The sequence below is a fragment of the Paracoccus hibiscisoli genome, from assembly GCF_005048265.1.
Taxonomy (GTDB): Bacteria; Pseudomonadota; Alphaproteobacteria; order Rhodobacterales; family Rhodobacteraceae; genus Paracoccus; species Paracoccus hibiscisoli.
This window is the reverse complement of the sequence record NZ_SUNH01000015.1, coordinates 20,312-46,393: the sequence shown is the minus strand read 5'-3', so window position 1 is coordinate 46,393 and position 26,082 is coordinate 20,312. Positions and strand designations below refer to the sequence as shown.

The 26,082-nt window shown below is 68.3% G+C and carries 25 protein-coding genes; 21 read left to right on the top strand and 4 right to left on the bottom strand.

The genetic code is table 11. The annotated features are described in order from the left end of the window. Positions 1-36: 36 nt before the first annotated feature. Complete coding sequence (locus tag FA740_RS11570) at positions 37-786, bottom strand: sulfite exporter TauE/SafE family protein (protein ID WP_169306286.1); 750 nt, start codon at positions 784-786, stop codon at positions 37-39. Between the two features lie 158 nt (positions 787-944). On the opposite strand from FA740_RS11570, the gene mdh reads away from it, so the two are divergent. The 12 genes from mdh (at position 945) to FA740_RS11510 (ending at position 13,674) form a co-directional block, all read left to right on the top strand. Next, positions 945-1,907, top strand: a complete 963-nt coding sequence (mdh, locus tag FA740_RS11565; RefSeq protein ID WP_136856931.1) for a malate dehydrogenase — start codon at positions 945-947, stop codon at positions 1,905-1,907. Positions 1,908-1,973: 66 nt separating this feature from the next. Then, positions 1,974-3,143, top strand: a complete 1,170-nt coding sequence (locus FA740_RS11560; protein ID WP_136856930.1) for a hypothetical protein — start codon at positions 1,974-1,976, stop codon at positions 3,141-3,143. A gap of 187 nt (positions 3,144-3,330) precedes the next feature. Continuing rightward, positions 3,331-4,524, top strand: coding sequence for an ADP-forming succinate--CoA ligase subunit beta (sucC, locus tag FA740_RS11555; protein WP_045999437.1), 1,194 nt, complete (start codon positions 3,331-3,333; stop codon positions 4,522-4,524). Next, positions 4,524-5,063 (top strand): hypothetical protein, encoded by a 540-nt coding sequence (locus tag FA740_RS11550; RefSeq protein ID WP_136856929.1) that lies wholly within the window; start codon positions 4,524-4,526, stop codon positions 5,061-5,063. Before sucC ends, FA740_RS11550 begins: the two co-directional genes overlap by 1 nt. 31 nt (positions 5,064-5,094) lie before the next feature. Beyond that, a complete protein-coding gene (sucD, locus tag FA740_RS11545) occupies positions 5,095-5,979 on the top strand; it encodes a succinate--CoA ligase subunit alpha (RefSeq protein ID WP_136856928.1) in 885 nt (294 codons plus the stop codon). Between the two features lie 68 nt (positions 5,980-6,047). Further along, positions 6,048-6,437 carry a hypothetical protein gene (locus tag FA740_RS11540; protein ID WP_136856927.1) on the top strand — a complete coding sequence of 130 codons (390 nt, stop codon included), beginning with the start codon at positions 6,048-6,050 and terminating at the stop codon, positions 6,435-6,437. A gap of 34 nt (positions 6,438-6,471) precedes the next feature. After that, complete coding sequence (locus FA740_RS11535; RefSeq protein ID WP_136856926.1) at positions 6,472-9,438, top strand: 2-oxoglutarate dehydrogenase E1 component; 2,967 nt, start codon at positions 6,472-6,474, stop codon at positions 9,436-9,438. 4 nt (positions 9,439-9,442) lie between these two features. Next, a complete protein-coding gene (gene odhB, locus FA740_RS11530; protein WP_136856925.1) occupies positions 9,443-10,954 on the top strand; it encodes a 2-oxoglutarate dehydrogenase complex dihydrolipoyllysine-residue succinyltransferase in 1,512 nt (503 codons plus the stop codon). Between the two features lie 83 nt (positions 10,955-11,037). Beyond that, positions 11,038-11,292, top strand: coding sequence for a hypothetical protein (locus FA740_RS11525; RefSeq protein ID WP_136856924.1), 255 nt, complete (start codon positions 11,038-11,040; stop codon positions 11,290-11,292). Further along, complete coding sequence (locus FA740_RS11520; RefSeq protein ID WP_136856923.1) at positions 11,292-11,693, top strand: MAPEG family protein; 402 nt, start codon at positions 11,292-11,294, stop codon at positions 11,691-11,693. Before FA740_RS11525 ends, FA740_RS11520 begins: the two co-directional genes overlap by 1 nt. Before the next feature lie 66 nt (positions 11,694-11,759). Further along, a complete protein-coding gene (gene lpdA / locus FA740_RS11515) occupies positions 11,760-13,148 on the top strand; it encodes a dihydrolipoyl dehydrogenase (RefSeq protein WP_136856922.1) in 1,389 nt (462 codons plus the stop codon). Between the two features lie 118 nt (positions 13,149-13,266). Further along, on the top strand, positions 13,267-13,674 hold the full coding sequence (locus FA740_RS11510; protein ID WP_136857007.1) for a lytic transglycosylase domain-containing protein: 408 nt from the start codon (positions 13,267-13,269) through the stop codon (positions 13,672-13,674). Between the two features lie 20 nt (positions 13,675-13,694). On the opposite strand, the gene FA740_RS11505 is transcribed toward FA740_RS11510, so the two are convergent. Continuing rightward, positions 13,695-14,315 (bottom strand): lytic transglycosylase domain-containing protein, encoded by a 621-nt coding sequence (locus tag FA740_RS11505; protein WP_136856921.1) that lies wholly within the window; start codon positions 14,313-14,315, stop codon positions 13,695-13,697. 215 nt (positions 14,316-14,530) lie between these two features. On the opposite strand from FA740_RS11505, the gene ssb reads away from it, so the two are divergent. Beyond that, positions 14,531-15,043, top strand: a complete 513-nt coding sequence (gene ssb, locus FA740_RS11500; RefSeq protein WP_136856920.1) for a single-stranded DNA-binding protein — start codon at positions 14,531-14,533, stop codon at positions 15,041-15,043. Positions 15,044-15,265: 222 nt separating this feature from the next. Next, positions 15,266-16,312: a Leu/Phe/Val dehydrogenase gene (locus FA740_RS11495; RefSeq protein ID WP_136856919.1), complete on the top strand. Its 1,047-nt coding sequence runs from the start codon at positions 15,266-15,268 to the stop codon at positions 16,310-16,312. 81 nt (positions 16,313-16,393) lie between these two features. Here FA740_RS11495 and aroB read toward each other — a convergent pair whose 3' ends face one another. Continuing rightward, complete coding sequence (gene aroB, locus FA740_RS11490) at positions 16,394-17,500, bottom strand: 3-dehydroquinate synthase (RefSeq protein ID WP_136856918.1); 1,107 nt, start codon at positions 17,498-17,500, stop codon at positions 16,394-16,396. Next, a complete protein-coding gene (locus tag FA740_RS11485; RefSeq protein WP_211243695.1) occupies positions 17,497-18,048 on the bottom strand; it encodes a shikimate kinase in 552 nt (183 codons plus the stop codon). The genes aroB and FA740_RS11485 overlap by 4 nt, the downstream gene beginning before the upstream one ends. Before the next feature lie 140 nt (positions 18,049-18,188). Between FA740_RS11485 and FA740_RS19715 the strand changes: the two genes are divergently transcribed. The 7 genes from FA740_RS19715 (at position 18,189) to FA740_RS11455 (ending at position 26,069) form a co-directional block, all read left to right on the top strand. Continuing rightward, on the top strand, positions 18,189-18,356 hold the full coding sequence (locus tag FA740_RS19715; protein ID WP_169306285.1) for a hypothetical protein: 168 nt from the start codon (positions 18,189-18,191) through the stop codon (positions 18,354-18,356). Then, on the top strand, positions 18,346-19,815 hold the full coding sequence (locus FA740_RS11480; RefSeq protein ID WP_136856917.1) for a hypothetical protein: 1,470 nt from the start codon (positions 18,346-18,348) through the stop codon (positions 19,813-19,815). The genes FA740_RS19715 and FA740_RS11480 overlap by 11 nt, the downstream gene beginning before the upstream one ends. After that, on the top strand, positions 19,812-20,801 hold the full coding sequence (locus tag FA740_RS11475; protein ID WP_136856916.1) for a site-specific tyrosine recombinase XerD: 990 nt from the start codon (positions 19,812-19,814) through the stop codon (positions 20,799-20,801). Before FA740_RS11480 ends, FA740_RS11475 begins: the two co-directional genes overlap by 4 nt. Continuing rightward, entirely contained in the window at positions 20,789-22,111 is a 1,323-nt protein-coding gene (locus FA740_RS11470; protein WP_420873145.1) for an HlyC/CorC family transporter, read from the top strand. The genes FA740_RS11475 and FA740_RS11470 overlap by 13 nt, the downstream gene beginning before the upstream one ends. Before the next feature lie 85 nt (positions 22,112-22,196). Beyond that, complete coding sequence (gene tkt / locus FA740_RS11465; RefSeq protein WP_136856915.1) at positions 22,197-24,215, top strand: transketolase; 2,019 nt, start codon at positions 22,197-22,199, stop codon at positions 24,213-24,215. Positions 24,216-24,279: 64 nt separating this feature from the next. Then, entirely contained in the window at positions 24,280-25,224 is a 945-nt protein-coding gene (locus tag FA740_RS11460) for a DMT family transporter (protein WP_246053598.1), read from the top strand. Next, a complete protein-coding gene (locus tag FA740_RS11455) occupies positions 25,200-26,069 on the top strand; it encodes a lysophospholipid acyltransferase family protein (RefSeq protein WP_136856914.1) in 870 nt (289 codons plus the stop codon). The genes FA740_RS11460 and FA740_RS11455 overlap by 25 nt, the downstream gene beginning before the upstream one ends. The last annotated feature ends 13 nt before the right edge of the window (positions 26,070-26,082 follow it).

Here is a 26,082-nt window from a genome sequence, read left to right as displayed (position 1 = left end):
AGATTTGGCAAGCCCGTTTTTGCCGCAGTGCAGAAATCAGCCGCTCAGCCCCTGCCAGATCAGCCGCAGCGACACCGCCAGCAACCCCCAGGTGATCAGCCGATAGAACAGCGCAGCGGGGATGATCCGCACCAGCCGCAGCCCGATCCAGACCGCGACCAGCGAGACCGGCATCAGCACCCCAGCCGTCGCCAGATTGGCCGGCGACAGCTGGCCAAGCGCTGCATAGGGCACCAGCTTGACCAGGTTGCCGATGGCAAAGAACCAGGTCGTCGTGCCCGCATAGACCAACGGCGACAGGCGCAGGGGTTGGGCATAGACCTGCCACAAAGGCGCGCCGGAATGGCTGACGAAACTGGTATAGCCCGCAAGCCCGCCCCAGATCGTCGCGGCCCTGCCCCGCGGCGGGCGGGGTGCCGCATCCAGCGCCGGTCGGATCAGCGCGTTCAGCGCGAATCCCAGCCCGATCACCCCCACGATCAGCGTGACGCCCCAGACCGGCACGATGCTGGCCGTGGCCCAGCCCACCGCAATCCCCGCCATCGCACCGGGCAGCGCCAGCATCAGCACGCGCCGGTTCAGATTGCGCCGGAACGCCATCAGCCCGCCCATGTCCGAGATCACATAGATCGGCAGCAGCAGCCCCGCCGCCTGCACCGGCGACATGACCAGCGACATCAGCGGCACGCTGATGATGCCCACCATCGCCAGCCCGCCCTTGGACAGGCCCACCGCAAAGGCCGACAGCACGGCCAGCGCCCATCCCGCCTGCGACAATTCCAGCATGGGCCCCTCCCTGCACGACGTGCAATCTGTGGCGCGGGCGGGCGATGAAGACAAGTGTTAGCACAACCATGCCCACCCGGCTGTGGGACCATCTTGCGATTCCTTGCGCGACCGCTTACCCCTGCCGCAACTTTTCACCACCCAATCGGAGGTTATCCATGGCCCGACCCAAAATCGCACTGATCGGTGCGGGACAGATCGGCGGCACGCTGGCGCATCTGGCCGCGATGAAGGAACTGGGCGACGTCGTCCTGTTCGACATCTCGGAAGGCACGCCGCAGGGCAAGGCGCTGGACATCGCGCAATCGGGCCCGTCCGAAGGGTTCGACGCCCGCATGAAGGGCGCCAACGACTATGCCGACATCGCTGGCGCCGATGTCTGCATCGTGACCGCGGGCGTTCCGCGCAAGCCGGGCATGAGCCGCGACGACCTGCTGGGCATCAACCTCAAGGTCATGAAATCCGTGGGCGAGGGCATTGCCAAGCATGCCCCCGACGCCTTCGTGATCTGCATCACCAACCCGCTGGACGCGATGGTCTGGGCGCTGCGCGAGTTCAGCGGCCTGCCCCACAACAAGGTCTGCGGCATGGCCGGCGTGCTGGATTCGGCGCGCTTCCGCCATTTCCTGTCGCTGGAGTTCAACGTGTCCATGCGCGACGTGACGGCCTTCGTGCTGGGCGGGCATGGCGACACGATGGTGCCGCTGACCCGCTATTCGACGGTCGCGGGCATCCCGCTGCCGGATCTGGTCAAGATGGGCTGGACCACGCAGGACAAGCTGGACGCCATCGTCCAGCGCACCCGCGATGGCGGCGCCGAGATCGTCGGCCTGCTCAAGACCGGGTCGGCCTTCTACGCTCCCGCGACCAGCGCGATCGAGATGGCCGAGGCCTATCTGAAGGACCAGAAGCGCGTCCTGCCCTGCGCGGCGCATGTGGACGGCGCCTATGGCCTCAAGGGCATGTATGTCGGCGTGCCGACCGTGATCGGCGCCGGTGGCGTGGAAAAGATCATCGACATCAAGCTGGACAACGCCGAACAGGCGATGATGGACAAGTCGGTCGAGGCCGTGAAGGGCCTGGTCGAGGCCTGCAAGGGCATCGACCCCTCGCTGGCCTGATCGCCGCTTGCCGAAACCGGGGACGGCGCGCCATGATTGGCGCGCCGTTTCCATTTGGGGGGTCCCATGCGTCGCCTGCTTGCCGCCCTGCTGCTGACCGCCTGCCCCGCCGGGGCGCAGGAGGTGTCGGACCTGATCGCCCGTGACGGCCTGTCGGGCGCCCGCGCCGCGCTGGAGGCCCGGGCCCCTGCCCCGGATCGAGACCTGGCGCTGGCCGCCACGCGGTTTCTGGGCGGGATCGAGGCCGCGTTCCAGGCCCGCCACCGCATCGGCGCGACCGATCCGCTGGTGCCGCTGCCGCTGCTGGGCGCGCCCCTGCCGCCGAACCCCGACCCGCAGCCGATGACCGCCGATTTCGTCACCGTTATGATGCGCGATCTGTCGGCCGCCATGCAGGACACGCGCGACGCCCTGCCCGACGCGCCCGCCACGCTGATCCTGGACCTGCGCGACCTTTGGCTGGACGTGGATGGCGACGGCACGCGCGGCGCGGGCGAGGATCTGATCGCGCTGGCCGCCCTGCCCCCGCCCGAGGGCGGCGCCCAGATCCGCTTTGACGGCGCCGACATCCACTGGCTGCGCGCCTATACCCACCTGATCGAGGGGGTGGCGACGCTGATCCTGGCCTTTGATCCCGAACCGGCGCTGGCGGGGCGGATCGCCTTGGGCGCGGCCCTGGCCGAGCAATTCGCCCAACCGCCCGGCCAGATGGCCCGCGCGCCGACTTTCGACAGGCAGGCACAGGCCTTTGGCCCGGTGCTGGACCGCATCGCCGTGGTCCTGCGGACCCTGCGCCAGCAGCCCGACCCCGCCCTGACCCGGACGGCAGGCGATCACCTGCGCGCGATGGTCGCCGCCAACCGCCTGTTCTGGGCCGAGGTCGCGCTGGAGACCGACAACGACCGCGAATGGATCCCGAACGAGGCCCAGGACGCGGCCTTGGGGTTCGATCTGCCGCCCGGCACCGGACCGCTGTGGCTGTCGATCCTGGATGAGGTCGATCAGGCGCTGGACGGGCGCATGCTGATCCCGCATTGGCGCATGGCGCCCGGGCACGGCGTCGATCTGGCGATGTGGCTGGACAATCCGCGTCCGGTCGATGTGATCGACTGGCTGCAGGGCAGCGCGGCCCTGCCCTATGCACGCCCCGGCCTGACGGTCGGGCGCGACAGCTGGGACCGGTTCGTGGACAGCCTTGGCGGGCGCGCGGGGCTTTACATGCTGCTTCTGAACTAGGGTCGGGGCGGCGAATCAACCTGCTTGCGCTATCGTCCGCGGGGTTTGTGATCACAGGAAATCAGGGCGTGATCACATTTGGCGACTTCCCGCCGGTTTTGGGCATTTTAAGGGGATTTCGTTTCTGTGTGCTGCTGCATCATGTCACAAGGCCCCCAAATCTGTCGAACCGAACGAGGGGGTCGCGATGAACATTCACGAATACCAAGCCAAGGCGCTGCTGCGTCAATACGGCGCACCGGTCAGCGAGGGCCGCATCGTGATGAAGGCCGACGAGGCCAAGACCTGCGCCAGCGAGATGGACGGCCCGCTGTGGGTCGTCAAGGCGCAGATCCATGCCGGTGGCCGTGGCAAGGGCCACTTCACCGAGGCTGCGGCCGGTGAGAAGGGCGGCGTCCGCCTGGCGAAATCGGTCGAGGAGGCCGAGGAGCTGACCCGCCAGATGCTGGGCCGCACGCTGGTCACGCACCAGACCGGACCGGCCGGCAAGCAGGTCAATCGCATCTATATCGAGGATGGCAGCGACATCGCGCGTGAGCTGTACCTGGCGCTGCTGGTGGACCGCCAGACCTCGCGCGTCAGCTTTGTCGCCTCGACCGAGGGCGGCATGGACATCGAGGAAGTGGCCGAGCACACCCCCGAAAAGATCGTCAGCTTCAGCGTCGATCCGGCGTCCGGCCTGTCGGACTTCCACGGCCGCCGCGTGGCCTTTGCCCTGGGCCTGGAAGGCGCGCAGGTCAAGCAATGCGTGGCCCTGGTCAAGAACCTGTATCGCATGTTCATTGAAAAAGACATGGAGATGCTGGAGATCAACCCGCTGATCGTCACGCCCGAAGGCCAGATCAAGTGCCTGGACGCCAAGATGGGCTTTGACAACAACGCGCTGTATCGCCAGCCCGACATCATGGCGCTGCGCGACGAGACCGAGGAGGACAGCAAGGAGCTGGCCGCCTCCAAGTTCGACCTGAACTACATCGCGCTGGACGGCGAGATCGGCTGCATGGTCAACGGCGCCGGTCTGGCGATGGCCACGATGGACATCATCAAGCTGTTCGGCGCCGAGCCCGCCAACTTCCTGGACGTCGGCGGCGGCGCCACGACCGAGAAGGTCACCGAGGCGTTCAAGATCATCACCAGCGATCCGAACGTCAAAGGCATCCTGGTCAACATCTTTGGCGGCATCATGCGCTGCGACATCATCGCGGAGGGCATCATCGCCGCCGTGAAGGAGGTCGGCCTGCAGGTCCCCCTGGTCGTGCGTCTGGAAGGCACGAACGTCGAGTTGGGCAAGGAGATCATCGCCAATAGCGGTCTGAACGTGATCGCGGCCGATGACCTCAAGGACGGCGCTGAGAAGATCGTGAAAGCGGTCAAGGGCTGATGAGGGTTCTGGCGATCCTCGGACGCGGTGCGGCGGTGGCCTTGGCCATTGCCGTGACCGGTTGCGCATCATCCGATGCGTCGTTCGGGGAACGCCAGGAGCTTGCGAACATGCCCGCCAGGCTGATGGTGCCGGCGACCCGGCCCGCGACGCTGATCGGAACCTTCAGCAAGCACTGCTTGGAGACGCCCTCAGACAATGCGGCGCGTACCGCGCTGCTGCGTGCCTCGGACTATGTGCCTATGGGCGGTTGGTCAGGCGGTACCCGTCGCTTTGTCGTCGCGGACCTCCGGCCGATGGTAATCCTGTCGGAGACGGGCCGGACCTGCGCCGTGCAGGCCGCAGCCCGGTCGGGGCAGACCAACGCCATCGCCGCCGAGATCGCACGGACCTGGCCCCAGGCCCGACCGCTGGCCCCCTCCGCCGCCTATGAGGCGGCCTGGGAAACGGCGCCGGGACAGGCCGAAGTGGTGGCCCTGTTGCGGAACCCGCGCGGGCCTGGACAGAATGAAATCACGCTCGCCCTGATGCGGCGATAGACAACAGAACTTTCACGAAGGACACGGAAATATGGCCGTTCTCGTTGACAAGAATACCAAAGTCATCTGCCAGGGGATTACCGGATCCCAGGGCACCTTCCACACCGAACAGGCGATCGCCTATGGCACGCAGATGGTCGGTGGCGTGACGCCGGGCAAGGGTGGCACGGATCACCTGGGCATGCCCGTCTTCAACTCGGTCCACGAGGCCGTGGCCGTGACCGGCGCCAATGCGTCCGTGATCTATGTCCCGCCCCCGTTCGCGGCGGATTCGATCCTGGAGGCGATCGACGCCGAGGTTCCGCTGATCGTCTGCATCACCGAGGGCATCCCGGTGCTGGACATGATGCGCGTCAAGCGCGCCCTGGCCGGGTCGCAGTCGCGCCTGATCGGGCCGAACTGCCCCGGCATCATGACCCCCGACGAATGCAAGATCGGCATCATGCCGGGCAGCATCTTCCGTCGCGGATCGGTCGGCGTCGTGTCGCGTTCGGGCACCCTGACCTATGAGGCCGTCAAGCAGACGTCCGACGTGGGTCTGGGCCAGTCCAGCGCGGTCGGCATCGGCGGCGACCCGATCAAGGGGATGGAGCATATCGACGTGCTGCGCCTGTTCCTGGAGGACCCCGAGACCGAATCGATCATCATGATCGGCGAGATCGGCGGTTCCGCCGAGGAGGAGGCCGCCGAGTTCCTGGCCGAGCAGAAGCGCAAGGGCATCTGGAAGCCCACCGCTGGCTTCATCGCGGGTCGCACCGCACCTCCGGGCCGTCGCATGGGCCATGCCGGCGCGATCGTGTCGGGCGGCAAAGGCGATGCGGAATCCAAGATCGAGGCCATGAAGAAGGCCGGCATCATCGTCGCCGACAGCCCCGCGGGCCTGGGCGAGGCCGTTCTGAAGGCGATCAAGGGTTGATGATTTGAACCCGCGTCCCCGATGCTTATGTATCGGGGATGCGATACCGTGACGGAGGACCAGCCACAGTGACCGCTCAGCGCGCCCCCGAGCCGCAGCCTTGCCGGACGCGCCTTGCGGCCCGGCGGGGTGTCCCGCTGTCGCTGGTGGCCCTTCTGTCGCTGACGGCATGCGGCAGCCGCATGACGGACGACATCCTGCCCGGCGGCATCCCGGCCCGCACCGACCTGCATCAGGCCAGCGGGCTGCCGCCCGCCTCGGTCCGCACGGTCGCGCGCCGGGATTTCGGCTGGCGGGTCATCTATCAGCCCGCCGCCGCCCCCGCCAATGCCGAGAGCCGCGCCGCCGTCGCCCTGTGCGGGCTGGAGCGGCGCGCACCCCTGCGCATCGTGCAGCAGCCCCGCCTCGACCCCTCCGCCGATCCCGGCGCCCGCATCTTCGACATCTACTGCGCCTGATTTAACCCATCCTTGCCCTGAACGGGGACCAGCCATGACCGACCAGCCGAAAAACACCGAATTCCACGATTCCTCGTTCCTGCAGGGCCATAACGCGGCCTATGTCGAACAGCTGTATGGCCAGTGGGCCAAGGACGCAGGCGCGGTCGACCAGGCCTGGGACGCGTTCTTCCGCGCCCTGGGCGATGACAGCGCCGATGCGACCGCCGCGGCCGAGGGTGCCAGCTGGAAGCGCGCCGACTGGCCGCCCACGGCCACCGACGACACCACCGCCGCACTGACGGGCGAATGGCCCAGTGCCGCCAAGGGCGATGGCGCCGCCGCGATGAAGAAGATCGCCGCCAAGGCCGAGGAAAAGGGGGTGCCCCTGAACGAGGGCCAGATGCGTCAGGCGGTGCTGGACAGCATCCGCGCGCTGATGCTGATCCGCGCCTTCCGCATCCGGGGTCACCTGCACGCGAATCTGGACCCGCTTGGCCTGCGCGACGTGCCCGATCACGGAGAGCTGAACCCCGCGACCTACGGGTTCGGCCCCGCCGACATGGACCGCCCGATCTTCATCGACAATGTGCTGGGCCTTGAGGTCGCGTCGATCCGTCAGATCACCGAGCTGATGACCCGCACCTATTGCGGCACCTTCGCGCTGCAATACATGCATATCTCGAACCCCGAGGAAGCCGCCTGGCTGAAGGAGCGGATCGAGGGTTACGGCAAGGAGATCGCGTTCACCCGCGAAGGCCGCCGCGCCATCCTGAACAAGCTGGTCGAGGCCGAGGGCTTTGAGAAGTTCCTGCATGTGAAATACATGGGAACCAAGCGCTTCGGCCTGGACGGCGGCGAGGCGCTGATCCCCGCGATGGAACAGATCATCAAGCGCGGTGGCGCGCTTGGCGTGAAGGAGATCGTGTTCGGCATGCCGCATCGCGGCCGCCTGTCGGTCCTGGCCAACGTGCTGTCCAAACCCTATCGCGCGATCTTCCACGAATTCCAGGGTGGCAGCTTCAAGCCTGAGGATGTCGACGGGTCGGGCGACGTGAAATATCACCTGGGCGCCAGTGCCGACCGCGAGTTCGACGGCAACACCGTCCACCTGTCGCTGACCGCCAACCCCAGCCACCTGGAGGCCGTCAACCCGGTCGTGCTGGGCAAGGCGCGCGCCAAGAGCGACCAACTGGGCGACACCACCGACCGCAGCTCGGTCCTGCCGATCCTGCTGCATGGCGACGCGGCCTTTGCGGGTCAGGGCGTCGTGGCCGAATGCCTGCAGCTGTCGGGCATTCGCGGTCACCGCACCGGCGGTTGCATCCATATTGTGGTGAACAACCAGATCGGTTTCACCACCGCACCGGCCTTCAGCCGCACCTCGCCCTATCCGACCGATATCGCGCTGATGGTCGAGGCGCCGATCTTCCACGTGAACGGCGACGACCCCGAGGCAGTCGTCCATGCCGCCCGCGTGGCCATCGAGTTCCGCCAGAAGTTCCGCAAGGACGTGGTTCTGGACATCATCTGCTATCGCCGCTTTGGTCACAACGAAGGCGACGAGCCGATGTTCACCAACCCGGCGATGTACACCAAGATCAAGGCGCAGAAGACCACGCTGCAGCTGTATACCGAACGTCTGGTCGCCGACGGGCTGATCCCCGAGGGCGAAATCGAGGACATGAAGGCCGCCTTCCAGGCGCACCTGAACGAAGAGTTCGAGATCGGCAAGAACTACAAGCCGAACAAGGCCGACTGGCTGGACGGCAAGTGGTCGGGCATGAACCGCGAGGGCACGGATTACGTCGCCGGCGAGACCGGCATCGCCCCCGAGGTGATGACCCAGGTCGGTCGCGCGCTGACCACCGTCCCCGAGGGGTTGAACCTGCACAAGACCGTCGGCCGCCTGGTCGAGGCGAAAAAGCAGATGTTCGAGACCGGCGAGGGCTTTGACTGGGCCACCGCCGAGGCGCTGGCCTTTGGCTCGCTGGTCCAGGAGGGTCACGGCGTGCGCCTGTCCGGTCAGGACAGCACCCGCGGCACGTTCAGCCAGCGGCATTCGGCCTTCATCGACCAGAAGTCCGAGGACCGTTACTATCCGCTGAACAACATCGCCGAGGGTCAGGCCCGCTATGAGGTCATCGACAGCATGCTGTCGGAATACGCGGTGCTGGGCTTTGAATACGGCTATTCGCTGGCCGAACCCAACACGCTGACTCTGTGGGAGGCGCAGTTCGGCGATTTCGCCAACGGCGCGCAGATCATGTTCGACCAGTTCATCTCCTCGGGTGAGAAGAAGTGGCTGCGCATGTCGGGCCTGGTGATGCTGCTGCCGCACGGCTTCGAGGGTCAGGGGCCCGAGCACAGCTCGGCCCGCCTGGAGCGGTTCCTGCAGCAATGCGCCGAGGACAACTGGATCGTCGCGAACTGCACCACGCCCGCGAACTATTTCCACATCCTGCGCCGGCAGATCCACCGCGGCTTCCGCAAGCCGCTGGTGCTGATGACGCCGAAATCGCTGCTGCGTCATCCGCTGGCGATCAGCAACGCCGAAGAGTTCCAGTCGGGCAGCACCTTCCACCGCGTGCTGTGGGACGATGCGCAGCGCGGCCGCTCGGCCACCAAGCTGGTGGCGGACGACCAGATCAAGCGCGTCGTGGTCTGTTCGGGCAAGGTCTATTATGACCTGCTCAAGGCCCGCGACGAGGCCGGGATCACCGACACCTATCTGCTGCGCCTGGAGCAGTTCTATCCCTTCCCGGCACAGTCGATGGTCAAGGAGCTGGGCCGCTTCAAGCAGGCCGAGATCGTCTGGTGCCAGGAGGAGCCCAAGAACCAGGGCGGCTGGACCTTTGTCGAGCCCTATCTGGAATGGGTGCTGGAACGGCTGGGTGCCAAGCACACGCGGCCGCGCTATGCGGGCCGGAACGCGGCGGCCTCGGTCGCGACGGGCCTGGCCTCGCGCCACAAGGCCGAACAAGAGGCGCTGGTCGCCACCGCTCTGAACCTCGAAGGATGATCCGATGACCACCGAAGTCCGCGTGCCCGCCTTGGGCGAATCCGTCACCGAGGCCACGATCGCCACCTGGTTCAAGAAGCCCGGCGACCGCGTCGAGGTCGACGAGATGCTGTGCGAGCTGGAGACCGACAAGGTCACCGTCGAGGTGCCCAGCCCCGCCGCCGGCACCCTGGCCGAGATCGTCGCCGCCGAAGGCGAGACGGTCGGCCCCGATGCGCTGCTGGCGCAGATCAGCGAGGGTGGCGAAGCCGCCGCCCCCAAACCCGCAAAGGCCGAGGAAAAGGCCGAAAAGACCGAGGAACAGACGACAATGAGCGGCAATTCCGTGGACGTGATGGTCCCGTCCCTGGGCGAAAGCGTGACCGAGGCGACAGTCGCCACCTGGTTCAAGAAGCCCGGCGACCGGGTCGAGGCCGACGAGATGCTGTGCGAGCTGGAGACCGACAAGGTCTCGGTCGAGGTCCCGGCCCCCGCCGCGGGCGTCCTGGCCGAGATCCTGGCCGAGGAAGGCGCGACCGTCGATGCCAAGGCCCGTCTGGCGATCATCACCGAAGGCGCCGCCGGTTCCGCGGCCCCCAAGGCGTCGGATGCCCAGGAGACCGTGCTGAAGAACGCCGGCCCCGAGGAGATGACGCCCCGGACCGATGTCGAGGACGCCCCCTCGGCCAAGAAGGCCATGGCCGAAAAGGGCGTCAACCGCGATCAGGTCCAGGGCTCGGGCCGCGACGGCCGCGTGATGAAGGAGGACGTCGCCAAGGCGCAGGCACCCGCGCCGAAACCCGCCGCCCCCCGCGCGCCCTCCAGCGCCGATGATGCGGGCCGCGAGGAGCGGGTCAAGATGACCCGCCTGCGCCAGACCATCGCACGCCGCCTGAAGGACGCCCAGAACACCGCCGCGATGCTGACCACCTATAACGAGGCCGACATGTCCGGCGTCATGGGTCTGCGCAACGAGTACAAGGACGCCTTCGAGAAGAAGCACAAGGTCAAGCTGGGCTTCATGTCCTTCTTCGTGAAGGCCTGCTGCCACGCGCTGAAGGAAGTCCCCGAGGTCAATGCCGAGATCGACGGCACGGACGTGGTCTACAAGAACTTCGTCCATATGGGCGTCGCGGTGGGCACCCCCACCGGCCTGGTCGTCCCCGTCGTGCGCGACGCCGACCAAAAGAGCTTTGCTGAGATCGAGAAGGAGATCGGCGCACTGGGCATCAAGGGCCGCGACGGCAAACTGTCCATGGCCGAGATGCAGGGCGGCACCTTCACCATCTCGAACGGCGGCGTCTATGGCTCGCTGATGTCGTCGCCGATCCTGAACCCCCCGCAATCGGGCATCCTGGGCATGCACAAGATCCAGGAGCGTCCCGTCGTCGTCGGCGGCCAGATCGTCATCCGCCCGATGATGTATCTGGCGCTGTCCTACGACCACCGCGTCGTGGACGGCAAGGGCGCCGTGACCTTCCTTGTCCGCGTCAAGGAGGCGCTGGAAGACCCGCGCCGCCTGCTGATGGATCTCTGATCCGCATGGGCGCGGGGGGTGCCGCCATCCCCCGCGCCAGGACCCGACCGGGCAGCCGGTCCCCCACCCCAAGGCCGTTTCCCATGCAGCTCATCATCCGCTACACCCATGCCGATCCCGCCACCTTCCGAACGGCCTTCGACGCCGATGCCGAGGATCGGGGCCGCAACGGCATGACGCTGCTTCAGCTGTGGCGCGAAGATGACGGCCATTCCTGGGCGCTGTTCCAGGTCGGCAACCCCCGCGCCGCCCGCGACTATCTGGACGGCGCCGCGGCGGTCTTTCACGCCCAGGCCGGCGTCAGCGCGACCGACGCGCATTTCGTGGAAACCGTCTGATGACCCCCGAACTGACCGCCCTGGCCCTTGCGGGACTGTTGCAAACCGGCCAGTTCGCCGCCTATTCGATCATGGCCCAACGCCAGGTCGGTCGCCGCGCGGCCATGAGCCCCCGCGACGGCGGGCAGGTCCAGCTGACCGGCATGGCAGGCCGACTGCAGCGCGCCTTCAACAACCATTTCGAGGGTCTGATCATGTTCACCCTGGCGGTGGTCGTGGTCACGCTCGGCCAGGCCGGGTCCACGCTGACGGCGATCTGTGCCTGGATCTACCTCGCGGCGCGCATCCTCTACATCCCGGCCTATCTGCTGGGCTGGGTGCCGGGCCGCTCGATCATCTGGATCACGGGCTTTGCCGCGACGGTGCTGATGATCCTCTCCGCCCTGATTTCTTCTTCATGAAAATATCCCGCGGGGGTGCGGGGGCGCGAAGCCCCCGCCTCTGCGGCCTGACCTAAAGGAACTGCCATGTATGATCTCATCGTGATCGGCGCCGGCCCCGGCGGCTATGTCTGTGCCATCCGCGCGGCCCAGCTGGGCCTGAAGGTCGGCGTGGTCGAGGGCCGCGAGACCCTGGGCGGAACCTGCCTGAACGTGGGCTGCATCCCCTCCAAGGCGCTTCTGCATGCCAGCCACATGCTGCACGAGGCGCATGAGAACTTTGAAAAGATGGGCCTGATGAACGCCCATGTCGATGTCGATTGGGACAAGATGCAGGCCTACAAGGCCGACACCGTCGCGGGCAACACCAAGGGTATCGAGTTCCTGTTCAAGAAGAACAAGATCGACTGGATCAAGGGCTGGGCCTCGATCCCCGGCGCGGGCAAGGTCCAGGTCGGCGACACCGTCCACGAAACGAAGACCATCGTCATCGCCACCGGATCGTCCCCCGCCGCGCTGAAGGGCGTGACCGTGGACAACGATGCCGGCGTGATCGTCGATTCGACCGGCGGCCTGGCTCTGCCCAAGATCCCGAAATCCATGGTCGTGATCGGCGCGGGCGTCATCGGGCTGGAGTTGGGCTCGGTCTATGCCCGCCTTGGCGCCGAGGTGACCGTGGTCGAATATCTGGACGTCATCACCCCCGGCATGGACGGCGAGGTGCAAAAGCAGTTCCAGAAGGTGCTGGTCAAGCAGGGCCTGAAATTCGTGATGGGTGCCGCCGTGAAATCGGCCGAGGCCCAGGACGGCCAGGCCACCGTCACCTATGCCCTGAAAAAGGACGACAGCGAGCATCAGATCACCGCGGATGTGGTGCTGGTGGCGACCGGCCGCCGTCCGCATCTGGACGGGCTTGGCCTTGACGCTCTGGGCGTCGCCATGACCGATCGCGGCTTCGTCAAGGTCGACGACCACTGGGCCACCAGCGTCAAGGGCGTCTATGCCATCGGTGACGCGGTCCCCGGCCCGATGCTGGCCCACAAGGCCGAGGATGAGGGCATGGCCGTCGCCGAGGTCATCGCGGGCAAGCATGGTCATGTGAACTATGGCGTCATCCCCGGCGTGATCTACACCACCCCCGAGGTCGCCAATGTCGGCCTGACCGAGGAACAGGCCAAGGAGGGCGGGCGCAAGGTCAAGATCGGCAAGTTCCCCTTTATGGGCAATGCCCGCGCCAAGGCGCAGTTCCAGGGCGACGGCTTCGTCAAGCTGATCGCGGATGCCGAGACCGACCGCATCCTGGGCTGCCACATCATCGGCCCGTCGGCGGGCGACCTGATCCACGAGGTCTGCGTGGCGATGGAGTTCGGCGCCTCGGCCGAGGATCTGGCCCTGACCTGCCACGCGCATCCGACCGTGTCCGAGGCCGTGCGCGAGGCGGCGCTGGCCTGCGGCGGCGGGGCGATCCATGCGTAAGATGCGCCCGGAGGCGGGGGCCCTGCCCCCGCGCCACCAACACGGTCCGGCACGGACGATCGGGCGGCGCGGGCTGCTGATCTCGGTCCTGGCGCTTGCGGCGTGTGGTGGCAACACCATGCGCTCGGGCGGGAACGGTCAGATCGGCGGTTCCGGCCTCTATCCGAACGAGACGCCCGAACTGCGCCAGCGCATCAACTATTGGTCGCGCCATTACGACGTGCCCAGCAGCCTGGTCCAGCGCGTGATCCTGCGCGAATCCAGCCATCGGCCGGAGGCGCGCAATGGGTCCTATTACGGGCTGATGCAGATCAATCCGACAACCGCGCGGACGATGGGCCATCGCGGCTCGCCCGCGGCGCTGCTGGATGCGGACACGAACCTGCGCTATGGCGTGAAATACCTTCGCGGCGCCTGGATCGTCGCCGACGGCGACCCGGACGGTGCGATCAGCTGGTATTCGCGGGGCTATTACTACGAGGCGCGCCGTCGTGGCCTGCTGCGTGTCACCGGCCTGCGGGGCTGAACCACGCCCAACGCGGGCGATCAGCCCCCCGCGATGATGCGGACATAGTTCCGCGTCTCGCGATAGGGGGGGATGCCGCCATATTTCTGGACGGCGCCCGGCCCCGCATTATAGGCGGCCAGCGCCAGCGTCCAGTTGCCGAACTGGTTGTACATCATCCGCAGATAGCGCGCGCCGCCATTCAGGTTCTGCACCGGATCGGTCGGATTCACGCCCAGTTTCGCCGCCGTGCCCGGCATCAGCTGCGCCAGCCCCATCGCCCCCTTGTGCGAGCGCGCATTGGGGTTCCAGCCTGATTCCTGCTGAACCAGACGCAGGAACAGATCCTCGGGGATGCCGTGGCGTTGGGCGGCCTGACGGGCATGGGGCAGGTATTCGCTGCGCCGCCCGGTATAGCGGGGGATGTTGGGCGCCGTGTCCAGCACGACCTCCCGTTCGCGGGTGCCGGGCTGCAGCCGGGCCGAGGACTGGTACTGCGTCGACAGACGCGAATCCATCAGCCGGGTCTGGCGCGCGAATTGTTCGGCCCGCGATTTCGACGAGCTGCCCGACAGGCGCAGCCCCTGCGCCTCCACCGGCATCGCCAGCGTCGAGATCAGCGCCACGCAAAACGTCGCCTTCAGGGTCTGGCCTAACCGCATCTTGTCCGCCCTCGTCCTTGTCCGCATCGGCCTGACGCCGCTTTTGAAGGGACTATACATCAAATCGGACCTGCTGCCAGCCACGGCGTCGGGCTGGGCAAGAACCCGCGCGCGCCCTTGCCCCGCCCCGTCGGACCGGGTTAGACCCGTGCAAACCGGCTCGATCCGGGCAGGCACATGAACCCCCGAACACACATGATCCAAGGAATCGTCACATGGCAGGCAGCGTCAACAAGGTCATCCTGATCGGCAATCTGGGCCGCGATCCGGAAATCCGCAGCTTTCAGAACGGCGGCAAGGTCGCCAACCTGCGCATCGCCACCTCCGAAACCTGGAAGGACCGCACCACCGGCGAGCGCAAGGAGCGGACCGAGTGGCACACCGTTGCCATCTTCAACGAGGGCCTGGTCGGCGTGGTCGAGCGCTATCTGAAAAAGGGCAGCAAGGTCTATGTCGAGGGCGCGCTGGAGACCCGCAAGTGGCAGGACCAGTCCGGCCAGGACCGCTATTCCACCGAGGTCGTGTTGCGCGGCATCGGCGGCACGCTGACCATGCTGGACGGTGCCAGCGGCGGTGGCGGCGGCATGGGCGGTGGCGGCATGGGTGGCGGTCGCGACAGCGGCGGCTATGACGATTACAACCAGGGCGGCGGATCGCCCGCGCGCGGCGGCGGCAGCGGCGCCCCCAGTGGCGGACGGGCCGATTACGACGACGAGATCCCGTTCTGATCCGACGCGAATCACTAAAGGGGCGGCCGGTGGCCGCCCCTTTTTCATGCGCGCCCCCGCGATGCGATCTTGCCGCGCACCCGCCCGGTCTTGCCGCAAATTGCGCGACGAACCGGTCGGGCTTTGCGAATGATCCTGCGCTTGCAATGCGTCCCGCGGGGCGCTTTCTGAGGCGATCCAGGCGCGGCACGCCCGCGCCCCTTGCCACAGGAAGACATGCACATGGTACTCACATTGACCGATCTGACCGCCCCGCAGGGGTTCCAGCGTCTGGTGCTGGCGCAGGACCCGCAGGCCGGGCTGCGGGCGCTGATCTGCCTGCATTCGACCGCGCTTGGCCCGGCGGCGGGCGGCTGCCGGATGTGGGCCTATCCCGATGACGAGGCCGCGATCCATGACGTGACGCGGCTTGCGCGCGGCATGACCTATAAGAACGCGATGGCGGATCTGGGTCTGGGCGGCGGCAAGGCGGTGATCATCGGCGATGCGCGCACCGACAAGACGCCGGCGATGATGCGCGCCTTTGGGGCGGCGGTCGATGCGCTTGGCGGCACCTACTGGACGGCCGAGGATGTGGGCATCTCGCCCGCCGACATGGCCCATGCGGCCGAGGCGACGCGCTTTGCCGTGGGCCTGTCGGGCGCGTCGGGCGACCCCTCGCCCTGGACCGCCGAGGGCGTATTCCGCTGCCTGCGCGTCGGCGCGCGCCACGTCTTCGGCAGCGACGACCTGACGGGACGGCGGGTGCTGGTGCAGGGCCTGGGCCATGTCGGCATGTCCTTGGCCGAAAAGCTGGCGGCCGCGGGCGCGCGGCTGATCCTGACCGATATCAACCAGCCCGCGCTGGAGGCCGCCGCGACGCGCCTCGGCGCCCAGACCTGCGCCCCGGATCAGGTGTTCGACCAGCAGATCGACATCCTGGCGCCGTGCGCCCTTGGCGGCGTGCTGACCGATGACAGCGCGCAGGCGCTGACCGCGCGGCTGATCTGCGGGGCCGCGAACAACCAGCTGGCCCATGACGGCGTGGCCGATGCGCTGGCCGCGCGGGGCATCACCTACCTGCCCGACTATGTGGTCAATGCAGGCGGCATCATCAGCGTCGCCAGCGAGATCCACGGCCATCCCGACGCCTGGCGTCTGGACCGCCTGACCGCCATCGCAGGCCGCGTGGATCAGATGCTGGCCCGCGCCCGCGACACGGGCCGCCTGCCCGCGCAGGTTGCCGATGAGATGGTCGCGGCGATGCTCTCGCCCCGCCGCGCCGCCTGATCCGGCTCCGGCGACAGCCAGCCGTTCTGGCCCCCTCGATGGGGGCCTGCGCGGCTTTCCGGGCCGGGACGGAATGCGCCCTCAGCGGGCGTCGCGCAGCACCGAGGCCAGGACGCCGCCCTCGACCGCGTCGCTGACAAAGGCCTCGCCGATCCCGCGCGCCAGAACGAACCGCAGCTGCCCGTCCACGACCTTCTTGTCCTGCCCCATCAGCGCGAACAGGCCCGCGTCATCGGGCAGATCGCCCGCAATCTCGGACAGTCGCGCGGGCATGCCCATCGCGCGCAGATGCGCCAGAACCCGGCTCGGGGCCTCCTGCGAACACAGGCCCATCCGCGCCGACAGATCAAAGGCCAGCGCACAGCCGATCGCCACCCCCTCGCCATGCAGCAGCCGGTCGGAATAGCCCGTCGCCGCCTCCAGCGCATGCCCGAAGGTGTGGCCCAGATTCAGCAGCGCGCGCTCGCCCTGCTCGCTCTCATCGCGGGTCACGATGCCCGCCTTCATCGCCACCGACCGCGCGACCGCCTGCTGGCGCAGGGCCGGATCGCCGCGCAGGTCGGGCGCATGCGCCTCCAGCCAGGCAAAGAAATCCGCATCCCCCAGCAGCCCATACTTGGCCACCTCGCCATAGCCCGACAGGAAATCGCGCGGGCTCAGCGTGTCCAGAACGTCAATGTCGGCCAGAACCAGCGACGGCTGATGAAACGCGCCGATCAGGTTCTTGCCGCGCGGGCTGTTGATGCCAGTCTTGCCGCCCACGCTGCTGTCCACCTGCGACAAAAGCGTGGTGGGCAGCTGCACGAACCGCACGCCGCGCCGCAGGATCGCCGCCGCAAACCCCACCAGATCGCCGATCACGCCCCCGCCCAGGGCCAGCACCACGTCGCGCCGCTCGACCTGCTGCTCCAGCAGCCATTCGACGCAGGCGGTCAGATGCGGCCAGCTTTTGGTGCCCTCTCCGGCAGGCAGGACCAGCGCCTCGCTGGCGATCCCCGCCTCCCGCAGCGCCTGCTGCAGCGGCGCCAGATGCAGCCCCGCCACCGTCGCATCGGTCACGATCGCCACGCGCGGACGCGCCAGCAGCGGCGCGATCTCGGCGCCCGCGCGGGTCAGCAGGCCCTGGCCGATGCGCACGTCATAGGCGCGCGCGCCCAGGGGAACATGGACGGTGACGGGATCGGTCATGGGATCTCCTGGATCAGGTCGGGATGGGCGGCGCGCAGCTGCGTCAGCAGCCGGCCCGAGGTCGCCTCGATGCTGTCGCCCGCCTGCGACACGAATTCCGCATCGGCCAGCGCATAGACGGGGCCCCGCTCCTCCAGCAGACGCAGCAGCGTGCCCTTGGGGTCGGCGGTCTGCAGCAGGGGTCGGGTGGGGCGCTGGCGGACGCGCATCCACAGCGTCTCGGGCGAACAGTTCAGCCAGACGGACAGCCCGCGCGCAGCGACCATCTGCCGGTTCTCGGGGCGCATCCACGCGCCCCCCCCGGTCGAGATGACGCCCGGCGGCCCGGCCAGCAGGCGGCCCAGGACCTGGGCTTCGCGGGCGCGAAAGAACGCCTCGCCGTCGCGGGCGAAGATCTCGGTGATGGACATGGCGGCGGCGGCCTCGATCTCGGCATCGGAATCCTTGAACGGCACGCGCAGGCGGCGGGCCAGGTCCAGGCCGATGGCGGTCTTTCCGGCCCCCATCATCCCGATCAGCACGATATGGCGCGTCAGCACCCTGGTCATTCGGCCTCCCCGGCGGTCGACCGCCGTCAATCGGGTGACTGAATGACGTGATCTTTCGGAAATTGCCATATATATTCGCCAGCAGCCGGCCCAAGACCGGCAATGAACCAACGAACACGGTCGAGCAAAAGGCGAATGCAATGCGGATGTTGAAACTGCTGGTGGTGCTGATTCTGGCGGGCCTGATCGGCCTGGCGGGCTATGCCTATTTCGGCGACATGGCCCCCACCCGTCAGGAAGTGCGCAGCCCCCTGCAACTGAACGCCCCCACCGCCGCAGAACCGGCCCCCGCGACCGATGGCAACTGACATCCGACCCGTTCTGGCCCTGGCCTTGGGACTGGCGCTGCTGCCCGTCGCGGGCGGCGCGCAGCAGCAGCCGCTGTCGGCCAGCGACTGGCTGTCGGGCAGCGTGCGCGGCCCCGCGCGCGAAAGCTCGGCCTGGCGTCCGGGCGATATCCCGCCCCCCCGGCCCGGCGCACGCCCGCAGGCGGTGGCGACCAGCGGCGCAGTCGGCCCGGTGCAGGTCACGCGCCTGGATCAGGGCGACCCCGACCAGACCGGCACGCAAAGCCCGCGCCGTGCGGGTCTGCCCGTCGATCTGTGGGCGGGCAGCGATCCGCAGGTGCTGTCGCGGATGGTGCTGGCCACGCCCGCGCGGCTGCAATCCATGCAGGCGCTGATGCGCCGCCTGCTGACCGCGCAGCTGGCCCCGCCCACCGGAAACGGAGAGACGCGCGGCCAGCTGTTCCTGGCCCGCGCCGATCGCCTGCTGGATATGGGCGCGCTGGAGGAGGCGCAGGCCCTGCTGGTCGCCGCAGGCCCCGGCCAGCCCGAGATCTTTCGCCGGATGTTCGACATCGCCCTGCTGGAGGGCGATGAGGGCCGCGCCTGCGCCATCATGAACGGCACGCCCGGCATCGCGCCCAGTTTCGCGGCGCGTATCTTTTGCCTGGCGCAGACCGGGGACTGGGCCGCCGCCGCCGTCAGCCTGCACGGCGCCGAGGCGCTTGGCCTGATCGACGAACGCCAGGCGATCCTGCTGACGCATTTCCTGGACGATGCCTTCGTCGATACCGCCGACCTGCTGGAACCGGCCGAACGCATGACGCCCCTGGATTTCCGCATCCACGAGGCCGTGGGCCAGCCGCTGCCGACGCTGTCGCTACCGGTGGCTTTCGCGCAATCGGATTTGCGGCTGAACAGCGGCTTCAAGGCGCGGCTGGAGGCGGCCGAGCGTCTGGCCCGCACCGGCGCCCTGCCCGCCGCGACCCTGCGCCAGATCTATGGCGAACAGCGCCCCGCCGCATCGGGCGGTGTCTGGGAACGCGCGGGCGTCATGCGCACGCTGGAGGCCGCGCTGACCGGCGGCGATCTGGCGCAGGCCCTGCCCCGCGCCTTTGACGAATTCCGCCGGGCGGGCATGGCCGATCTGCTGGCGGGGATGGTCGCGGGCGATCTGCCCGCCGACATTCCCGATCCGCGCGCGCGCGAGGTGGCCGACCTGCTGCGGGCCTGGGCGGGCCTGCCGGACGCGCCCCTGCCCGACCCCGCCCCCGAGATGTCGGCCCCCGTCCCCACGCCCCCCGCCGCACAGCGCGGCGAGGCGCTGCTGACCGCGATGGCCGATATCGACGCCGCCCTGGAGGGCGATCTGGCCCGTGCCGGGCGCGGCATCGCCATGTTGCGCGCCCTGGGACTGGGCCATGACGCAGACCGCGCCCAGACCCAGATCGCGTTGCTGCCGCAGATCCAGGCCCCGCAATGAGCCGCGATCATCAGGCCATCGGCGCCTTTCTGGATGCCCAGGCCGCCGAGGCCGGGGCCGCGCGCAACACGCTGCTGGCTTACGGTCGCGACCTGCGCGACCTGTCGGACTGGCTGGGGCCGCGCGGATTGACGCTGGCCACGTTGACGCGCGAGCAGGTCGAGGATTACCTGGCCCATTGCGACGCGCAGGGCCTGTCGCGGGCCACGCGCGCGCGCCGCCTGTCGGCCATCCGCCAGTTCACCCGCTTCGCCCTGGAGGAGGGTTGGCGCGAGGACGACCCCGCCATCCGCATCGCGGGCCCCGGCCGGTCGCAGCGCATCCCGCGCACGCTGACGCAGGACCAGATCCAGGCGCTGCTGGACGCCGCCCCCGGCATCGGGCGCACCCCCGCCGACCGCAGCCGCAACCTGTGCCTGATCGAGATGCTGTATGCCACCGGCATGCGCGTCAGCGAGCTGGTCAGCCTGCCGGTTTCGGGCTGCCGGGGCGATCCGGCGGTGCTGGTGATCCGCGGCAAGGGCGGCAAGGACCGCATGGTCCCCCTGGGCCAGGCGGCGCGGGCCGCGCTGCGCGACTGGCTGGCGGTGCGCGACGCGGCCCCGCACGGCAGTGCCATGGCGCGCCTGCTGGCGGGAAAGGGCGCGCGCTGGCTGTTCCCCGCGCCGGGTGCCGCGGGCCACCTGCCGCGGCAGAGCTTTTCGCGGCTGCTGGGACAGATGGCGATCGCCGCCGGCATCGACCCCGCCCAGGTCACGCCGCATGTTATCCGCCACGCCTTTGCCACGCATCTGCTGGAGGGCGGCGCCGATCTGCGCAGCATCCAGATGCTGCTGGGCCATGCCGATCTGGGCTCTACCGAAATCTATACGCATGTGTTGAACCACCGCATGCGCGATCTCGTTCTGAACCATCATCCGCTGGCGCGCCCCGTGGCGGTGGATGATCATCCCCTTGACCCGAACAGGACCCCATGGACGACCTGATGACCGCGCTGGATGTCGCAACCCTCATGACGGCGGGGGCGATCGTGATCTGCCTGATGCTGTCGGCCTTTTTCTCGGGGTCCGAGACCGCGCTGACCGCCGCCAGCAAGGCCAAGCTGCGCGCCCGTGCCGACAAGGGCGATACCGGGGCCGAGGCCGCCGTCCGCATCACCGCCGACAGCGAACGCCTGATCGGCGCGATCCTGCTGGGCAACAACGTGGTCAACATCCTGGCCGCCAGCCTGGCCACCGCGCTGTTCACCCGCCTGTTGGGCGCCAGCGGCGTGGCCATCGCCACGCTGGTCATGACCGTGCTGGTGCTGATCTTTTCCGAGGTGATGCCCAAGACCTATGCCATCTCGGCGCCCGAGACCGTGGCCAGCCGGGTGGCCCGCCCGATCCGCATCCTGACCATCGTGCTGGCCCCCATCGTCAGCGTGGTGCGCGCCATCGTGAACGTCATGCTTGCGGTGGCGGGCCTCAAGACCGATCCGGGCAAGCACATGTTCTCCCTTGAGGAGGAGATCGAGGGCGCGCTGTCCCTGGGTCACGCGCAAGGCGCCGTCAACAAGGAGGATCGCGACCGCCTGCTGGGCGCCCTGGATCTGGGCAACCGCACCGTCGAGGAGATCATGCGCCACCGCAGCGAGATCCAGATGATCGACGCCGACCTGCCCCCCGCCAAGATCCTGGAGACCGTCCTGGCCAGCCCCCACACCCGCCTGCCCGTCTATCGCGAGGAGCGCGAGAACATCGTGGGCGTGGTCCATGCCAAGGACCTGCTGCGCGCCGTGAACCGCGCCGTGCGCAATGCCGACGATGCCGCCGCCGCCCGTCAGTTCGACCTGATGACCGTGGTCATGCCCCCCTATTTCGTGCCCGAGACCAGCGCTCTGGACGAACAGATGCGCGAATTCCTCAAGCGGCGCACGCATTTCGCGTTGGTCGTGGACGAATACGGCAGCTTGCGCGGTCTGATCACGCTGGAGGACATCCTGGAGGAGATCGTCGGAGAGATCGCCGACGAACACGACACCGAAGAGGACCAGACGCTGAAGCCCAATGCCAGCGGCGATTATCTGGTCGAGGGTGGCATGACGATCCGCGACCTGAACCGCCAGCTGGACTGGGATCTGCCCGATGACGAGGCCAACACCATCGCGGGCCTGGTGATCCACATGGCGCAGTCGATCCCCGAACAGGGGCAGGTGTTCAGTTTCGCGGGCTATCGGTTCGAGGTGGTGACGCGTCGGGAGAACCGCATCAGTCGCCTGCGGGTGCGCCCCCTGACCCCCAAGCCCCAGGGCTGAGCGCGTCTTGCAACCGCGCGGCCAAGCCCCTAACAACGCCGCGTAACCGCATTCACATGTCCCCCAGTCCCGCAAGGATTTCGCCATGGATATCGCCGCCCGCCGCTCTGCCGACCCCGACCACTGGACCCTGGCCAGCGCGATCCGCGTGCTGTCCATGGATGCGGTCGAGGCCGCCAATTCCGGCCATCCCGGCATGCCGATGGGCATGGCCGATGTCGCTACGGTCCTGTTCCGCAACCACCTGAAATTCGACGCCAGCGCCCCGCACTGGTTCGACCGCGACCGGTTCATCCTGTCAGCGGGCCACGGGTCGATGCTGATCTATTCGCTGCTGCACCTGACCGGCTATGAGCAGATGACGCTGGATCAGGTCCGCAATTTCCGCCAGCTGGGCGCGATCACCGCGGGCCATCCGGAATACGGCCATGTCGAGGGGGTCGAGACCACCACCGGCCCCCTGGGTCAGGGCCTGGCCACGGCCGTCGGCTTCGCCATCGCCGAGGAGGCGATGCGTGCGGAGTTCGGGGCTGATCTGTGCGACCACCGCACCTGGGTCATCGCCGGCGACGGCTGCCTGATGGAGGGCATCAGCCACGAGGCCATCGCCCTGGCCGGCCACCAGCAGCTGGGCCGCCTGATCGTGCTGTGGGACAACAACGACATCACGATCGACGGCCGCGTCAGCCTGTCGGACCGCACCGATCAGCACGCCCGCTTTGCCGCCGCCGGGTGGCGGGTGCTGTCCTGCGACGGCCATGACGCCGCCGATATCGACCGCGCCCTGACCCTGGCCGCGCAGGATGACGGCCGCCCGACGCTGGTCGATTGCAAGACCATCATCGGTTTCGGCGCGCCGAACAAGGCCGACAGCAGCAAGGCCCACGGATCGCCACTGGGCAAGGACGAGATCGCGGCCACCCGCGAGGCCTATGGCTGGAGCCACGAGCCGTTCCACATCCCCAACCAGGTGGTCGCCGACTGGCGCGCCATCGGCCAGCGCGGCGCGACCGCCCGTGCCGCCTGGAACGACCGCGTGGACGCGCTGGACGACGCGGCCCGCAACGATTTCGCCCGCCGCATCGGGACCGAAGCGAACCCGCGCCTGAACGCGATCATCGACGCCTTCAAGGTGCAGACCCTGGAGGCCAAGCCCAAGGTCGCCACCCGCAAGGCCAGTGAGAACGTGCTGGAGGTTCTGAATGCCGAGATGCCCGAGAATTTCGGCGGATCGGCGGACCTGACCGGGTCGAACAACACCAAGACCGGCGGTCAGGGCGTGTTCGCGCCCGACAACCGCATGGGCCGCTACATCCATTACGGCATCCGTGAACACGGCATGGCAGCGGCGATGAACGGCATCTGGCTGCATGGCGGATTCCGGCCCTATGGCGGGACGTTCCTGACCTTTACCGACTATGCGCGCGGCGCCATGCGGCTGTCGTCGCTGATGGGGCTGCCGGTCGTCTATGTCATGACTCATGACAGCATCGGCCTGGGCGAGGACGGCCCGACCCACCAGCCGGTCGAGCATCTGGCGATCTGCCGCGCCACGCCCAACACGCTGACCTTCCGCCCCTGCGACCAGATCGAGACCGCCGAGGCCTGGGAGATCGCCCTGTCGCAGGACGCGACGCCCTCGGTCCTGGCTTTGTCGCGCCAGAACCTGCCGCTGCTGCGAGAGGCAACGGCCGAGAACCTGACCGCCAAGGGCGCCTATGTCCTGCGCGAGGCCAGCGCAGAGGCCAAGGTCGTGCTGATGGCCACCGGCTCTGAGGTCGAGATCGCCGTCGCCGCCCGCGACGCGCTGGAGGCCCAGGGCATCGCGACCCGCGTCGTGTCGGTCCCGTCGATGGAGCTGTTCCGCGACCAGGACAAGGCCTATCGCGCCGAGGTCCTGCCCGCGAACACCGTCCGCATCGCCATCGAGGCCGCCGTGCGCCAGCCCTGGGAGTGGCTGCTGCTGGGCGAGCGCGGGAACGAGGAGCGGTCGGCCTTTGTCGGCATGGAGGGGTTCGGCGCGTCCGGCCCCGCGCCCGACCTCTACAAGGATTTCGGCATCACCGCCGAAGCCGTGGTGGAGCGCGCCAAGGCGCTTTTGTGACGCCAGCCGCCGCATGCGGTGCCACCGGGGCGGCCTGCCCCGGTGATCGCCGGGCCGCGCGCTGATGCGGGTGCTGGCGCGGGCCTTTGCCCTGATGGGCCGCGAACGGGACGGGTTGCGCCGCCCCGGATCGGACCAGGCGCGGGGCATCGCGCTGCTGCTGGCGGCGATCCTGGGATTCACGCTGATGGATGCCACGGCCAAGCACCTGACGCAGACCTATCACCCCGCCCAGGTCATCTGGGCGCGATTTATCGGCAACCTGCTGATCTTTGCGCTGATCTTTCGCGGCGCGATGCTGCCCTTGCTGCGCACGCGCCAGCCGGGCACGCAATTCGCGCGCGCGATCATGCAGCTGGGCTCGGTCACGCTGTTCTTCACCTCGCTGCAATATATCGGCCTGGCAGAGGCCACGGCGATCATGGACCTGAACCCGGTCCTGATCACCCTGGGTGCGGCGCTGTTTCTGGGCGAACGGATCGGTGTGCGCCGTCTGGCGGGCATCGCCGTCGCGCTGGTCGGCGCCATGCTGATCATCCGCCCCGGCCTGGGCGTGTTCCAGCCCGCCGCCCTGCTGCCGCTGGCGGGGGCCTTCACCTATTCGGCGGGCGCGCTGCTGACGCGGATCGTGCGGGCCGATTCGGTGGCCACCTCGGTCCTGTGGTCGGCGGTGGTGGGCACCATCGCCTCCAGCCTGGTGGTGCCGATGTTCTGGCAGCCGGTGGCTGTGGGCGATCTGTGGGCCTTTGCGGCGCTGGCCATCTTTGGCACCATCAGCCAATATCTGCTGGTCAAGGCCTTCAGCGCGGCCGAGGCGGGGGCGCTTGCGCCTTTCGGCTATACCGGGCTGATCTGGGCCGGGCTGTGGGGCTATGTGTTCTTTGGCCAGCTGCCCGATCTGTGGACCGTCGCGGGGGCCGCGATCATCGTGGCCGCGGGCCTCTATGTATGGTCCCGAGAGGCCCGTGCCGCCAAGGAGGCATCATGCGCGACGACCGATCCACGCTGACCGACCGCCTGGCGAACGGCGCCTTTCTGGCGGTCATGGGGCTGGCGCGCCTGCTGCCCTATCATCGGCGCATCCCGGCGATGGGCTGGGTGTTCGCGCATGTGATCGCGCCGGTCGCGGGATGGCGGCGGCGCATCCGCGACAACCTGGCCCTGGCCCGCCCCGACCTGCCCGCCGCCGAGGTGGAGGCACTAGTCCGCGCCGTCCCCGACAATGCAGGCCGGTCCCTGGCCGAGATCTATTCGGGCGACGCATTCACCGACCGCATCCGCCGCGCCGACCCGCTGGAGGGGCCGGGCCTGCCCGCGCTGGAGGCGGCGCTGGACAGTCACCGACCCGTCATCCTGGCCTGCGCGCATTTCGGCAATTACGACGCCATGCGCGCCGCGCTGGCCGGGCGCGGCTGGCCGGTAGGCGCGCTTTACCGCCCCATGAACAACGAAGCGTTCAACCGCCATTATGTCCCCGCCATCACCGCCATCGCCGAGCCGCTGTTCCCACGCGGCCGGTCGGGCCTGTCGGCGATGCTGCGGTTCCTGAAGGGCGGCGGCTGGCTGGCCCTGGGGTTCGACCAGTTCGACCGCGAGGGGGCCGAGCTGCGGTTCTTTGACCTGCCCACGCGCACGGTGCTGACGCCTGCGGAACTGGCGCGCCGCTATGACGCGCTGCTGGTGCCCATCTGCGGCATCCGCCAGCCGGACGGCCTGTCGTTTCGCGTGCATGTGGGTGCACCCGTTGCCCCGGATGAGCCGCGGGTGATGATGCAGGCGCTGAACGACGATCTGGAGATGCTGGTCAGGCGGCACATGGACCAATGGTTCTGGGTCCATCGCCGCTGGAAATGAAAAGGCCCCGCAT

Bases quoted from the DNA above. Each gene is read 5' to 3' on its own strand.
- FA740_RS11460 (WP_246053598.1), top strand. From the start codon at position 24,280: ATGCGGGTGCTGGCGCGGGCCTTTGCCCTGATGGGCCGCGAACGGGAC.
- FA740_RS11495 (WP_136856919.1), top strand. From the start codon at position 15,266: ATGGTACTCACATTGACCGATCTGACCGCCCCGCAGGGGTTCCAGCGT.
- ssb (WP_136856920.1), top strand. From the start codon at position 14,531: ATGGCAGGCAGCGTCAACAAGGTCATCCTGATCGGCAATCTGGGCCGC.
- FA740_RS11455 (WP_136856914.1), top strand. From the start codon at position 25,200: ATGCGCGACGACCGATCCACGCTGACCGACCGCCTGGCGAACGGCGCC.
- tkt (WP_136856915.1), top strand. From the start codon at position 22,197: ATGGATATCGCCGCCCGCCGCTCTGCCGACCCCGACCACTGGACCCTG.
- FA740_RS11570 (WP_169306286.1), bottom strand. From the start codon at position 786: ATGCTGGAATTGTCGCAGGCGGGATGGGCGCTGGCCGTGCTGTCGGCC.
- sucD (WP_136856928.1), top strand. From the start codon at position 5,095: ATGGCCGTTCTCGTTGACAAGAATACCAAAGTCATCTGCCAGGGGATT.
- FA740_RS11535 (WP_136856926.1), top strand. From the start codon at position 6,472: ATGACCGACCAGCCGAAAAACACCGAATTCCACGATTCCTCGTTCCTG.
- mdh (WP_136856931.1), top strand. From the start codon at position 945: ATGGCCCGACCCAAAATCGCACTGATCGGTGCGGGACAGATCGGCGGC.
- lpdA (WP_136856922.1), top strand. From the start codon at position 11,760: ATGTATGATCTCATCGTGATCGGCGCCGGCCCCGGCGGCTATGTCTGT.
- odhB (WP_136856925.1), top strand. From the start codon at position 9,443: ATGACCACCGAAGTCCGCGTGCCCGCCTTGGGCGAATCCGTCACCGAG.
- FA740_RS11485 (WP_211243695.1), bottom strand. From the start codon at position 18,048: ATGACCAGGGTGCTGACGCGCCATATCGTGCTGATCGGGATGATGGGG.
- FA740_RS11505 (WP_136856921.1), bottom strand. From the start codon at position 14,315: ATGCGGTTAGGCCAGACCCTGAAGGCGACGTTTTGCGTGGCGCTGATC.
- FA740_RS11510 (WP_136857007.1), top strand. From the start codon at position 13,267: ATGCGCTCGGGCGGGAACGGTCAGATCGGCGGTTCCGGCCTCTATCCG.
- FA740_RS11560 (WP_136856930.1), top strand. From the start codon at position 1,974: ATGCGTCGCCTGCTTGCCGCCCTGCTGCTGACCGCCTGCCCCGCCGGG.
- FA740_RS11480 (WP_136856917.1), top strand. From the start codon at position 18,346: ATGGCAACTGACATCCGACCCGTTCTGGCCCTGGCCTTGGGACTGGCG.
- FA740_RS11520 (WP_136856923.1), top strand. From the start codon at position 11,292: ATGACCCCCGAACTGACCGCCCTGGCCCTTGCGGGACTGTTGCAAACC.
- aroB (WP_136856918.1), bottom strand. From the start codon at position 17,500: ATGACCGATCCCGTCACCGTCCATGTTCCCCTGGGCGCGCGCGCCTAT.
- FA740_RS11470 (WP_420873145.1), top strand. From the start codon at position 20,789: ATGGACGACCTGATGACCGCGCTGGATGTCGCAACCCTCATGACGGCG.
- FA740_RS11475 (WP_136856916.1), top strand. From the start codon at position 19,812: ATGAGCCGCGATCATCAGGCCATCGGCGCCTTTCTGGATGCCCAGGCC.
- FA740_RS11550 (WP_136856929.1), top strand. From the start codon at position 4,524: ATGAGGGTTCTGGCGATCCTCGGACGCGGTGCGGCGGTGGCCTTGGCC.
- FA740_RS11525 (WP_136856924.1), top strand. From the start codon at position 11,038: ATGCAGCTCATCATCCGCTACACCCATGCCGATCCCGCCACCTTCCGA.
- FA740_RS19715 (WP_169306285.1), top strand. From the start codon at position 18,189: ATGCGGATGTTGAAACTGCTGGTGGTGCTGATTCTGGCGGGCCTGATC.
- sucC (WP_045999437.1), top strand. From the start codon at position 3,331: ATGAACATTCACGAATACCAAGCCAAGGCGCTGCTGCGTCAATACGGC.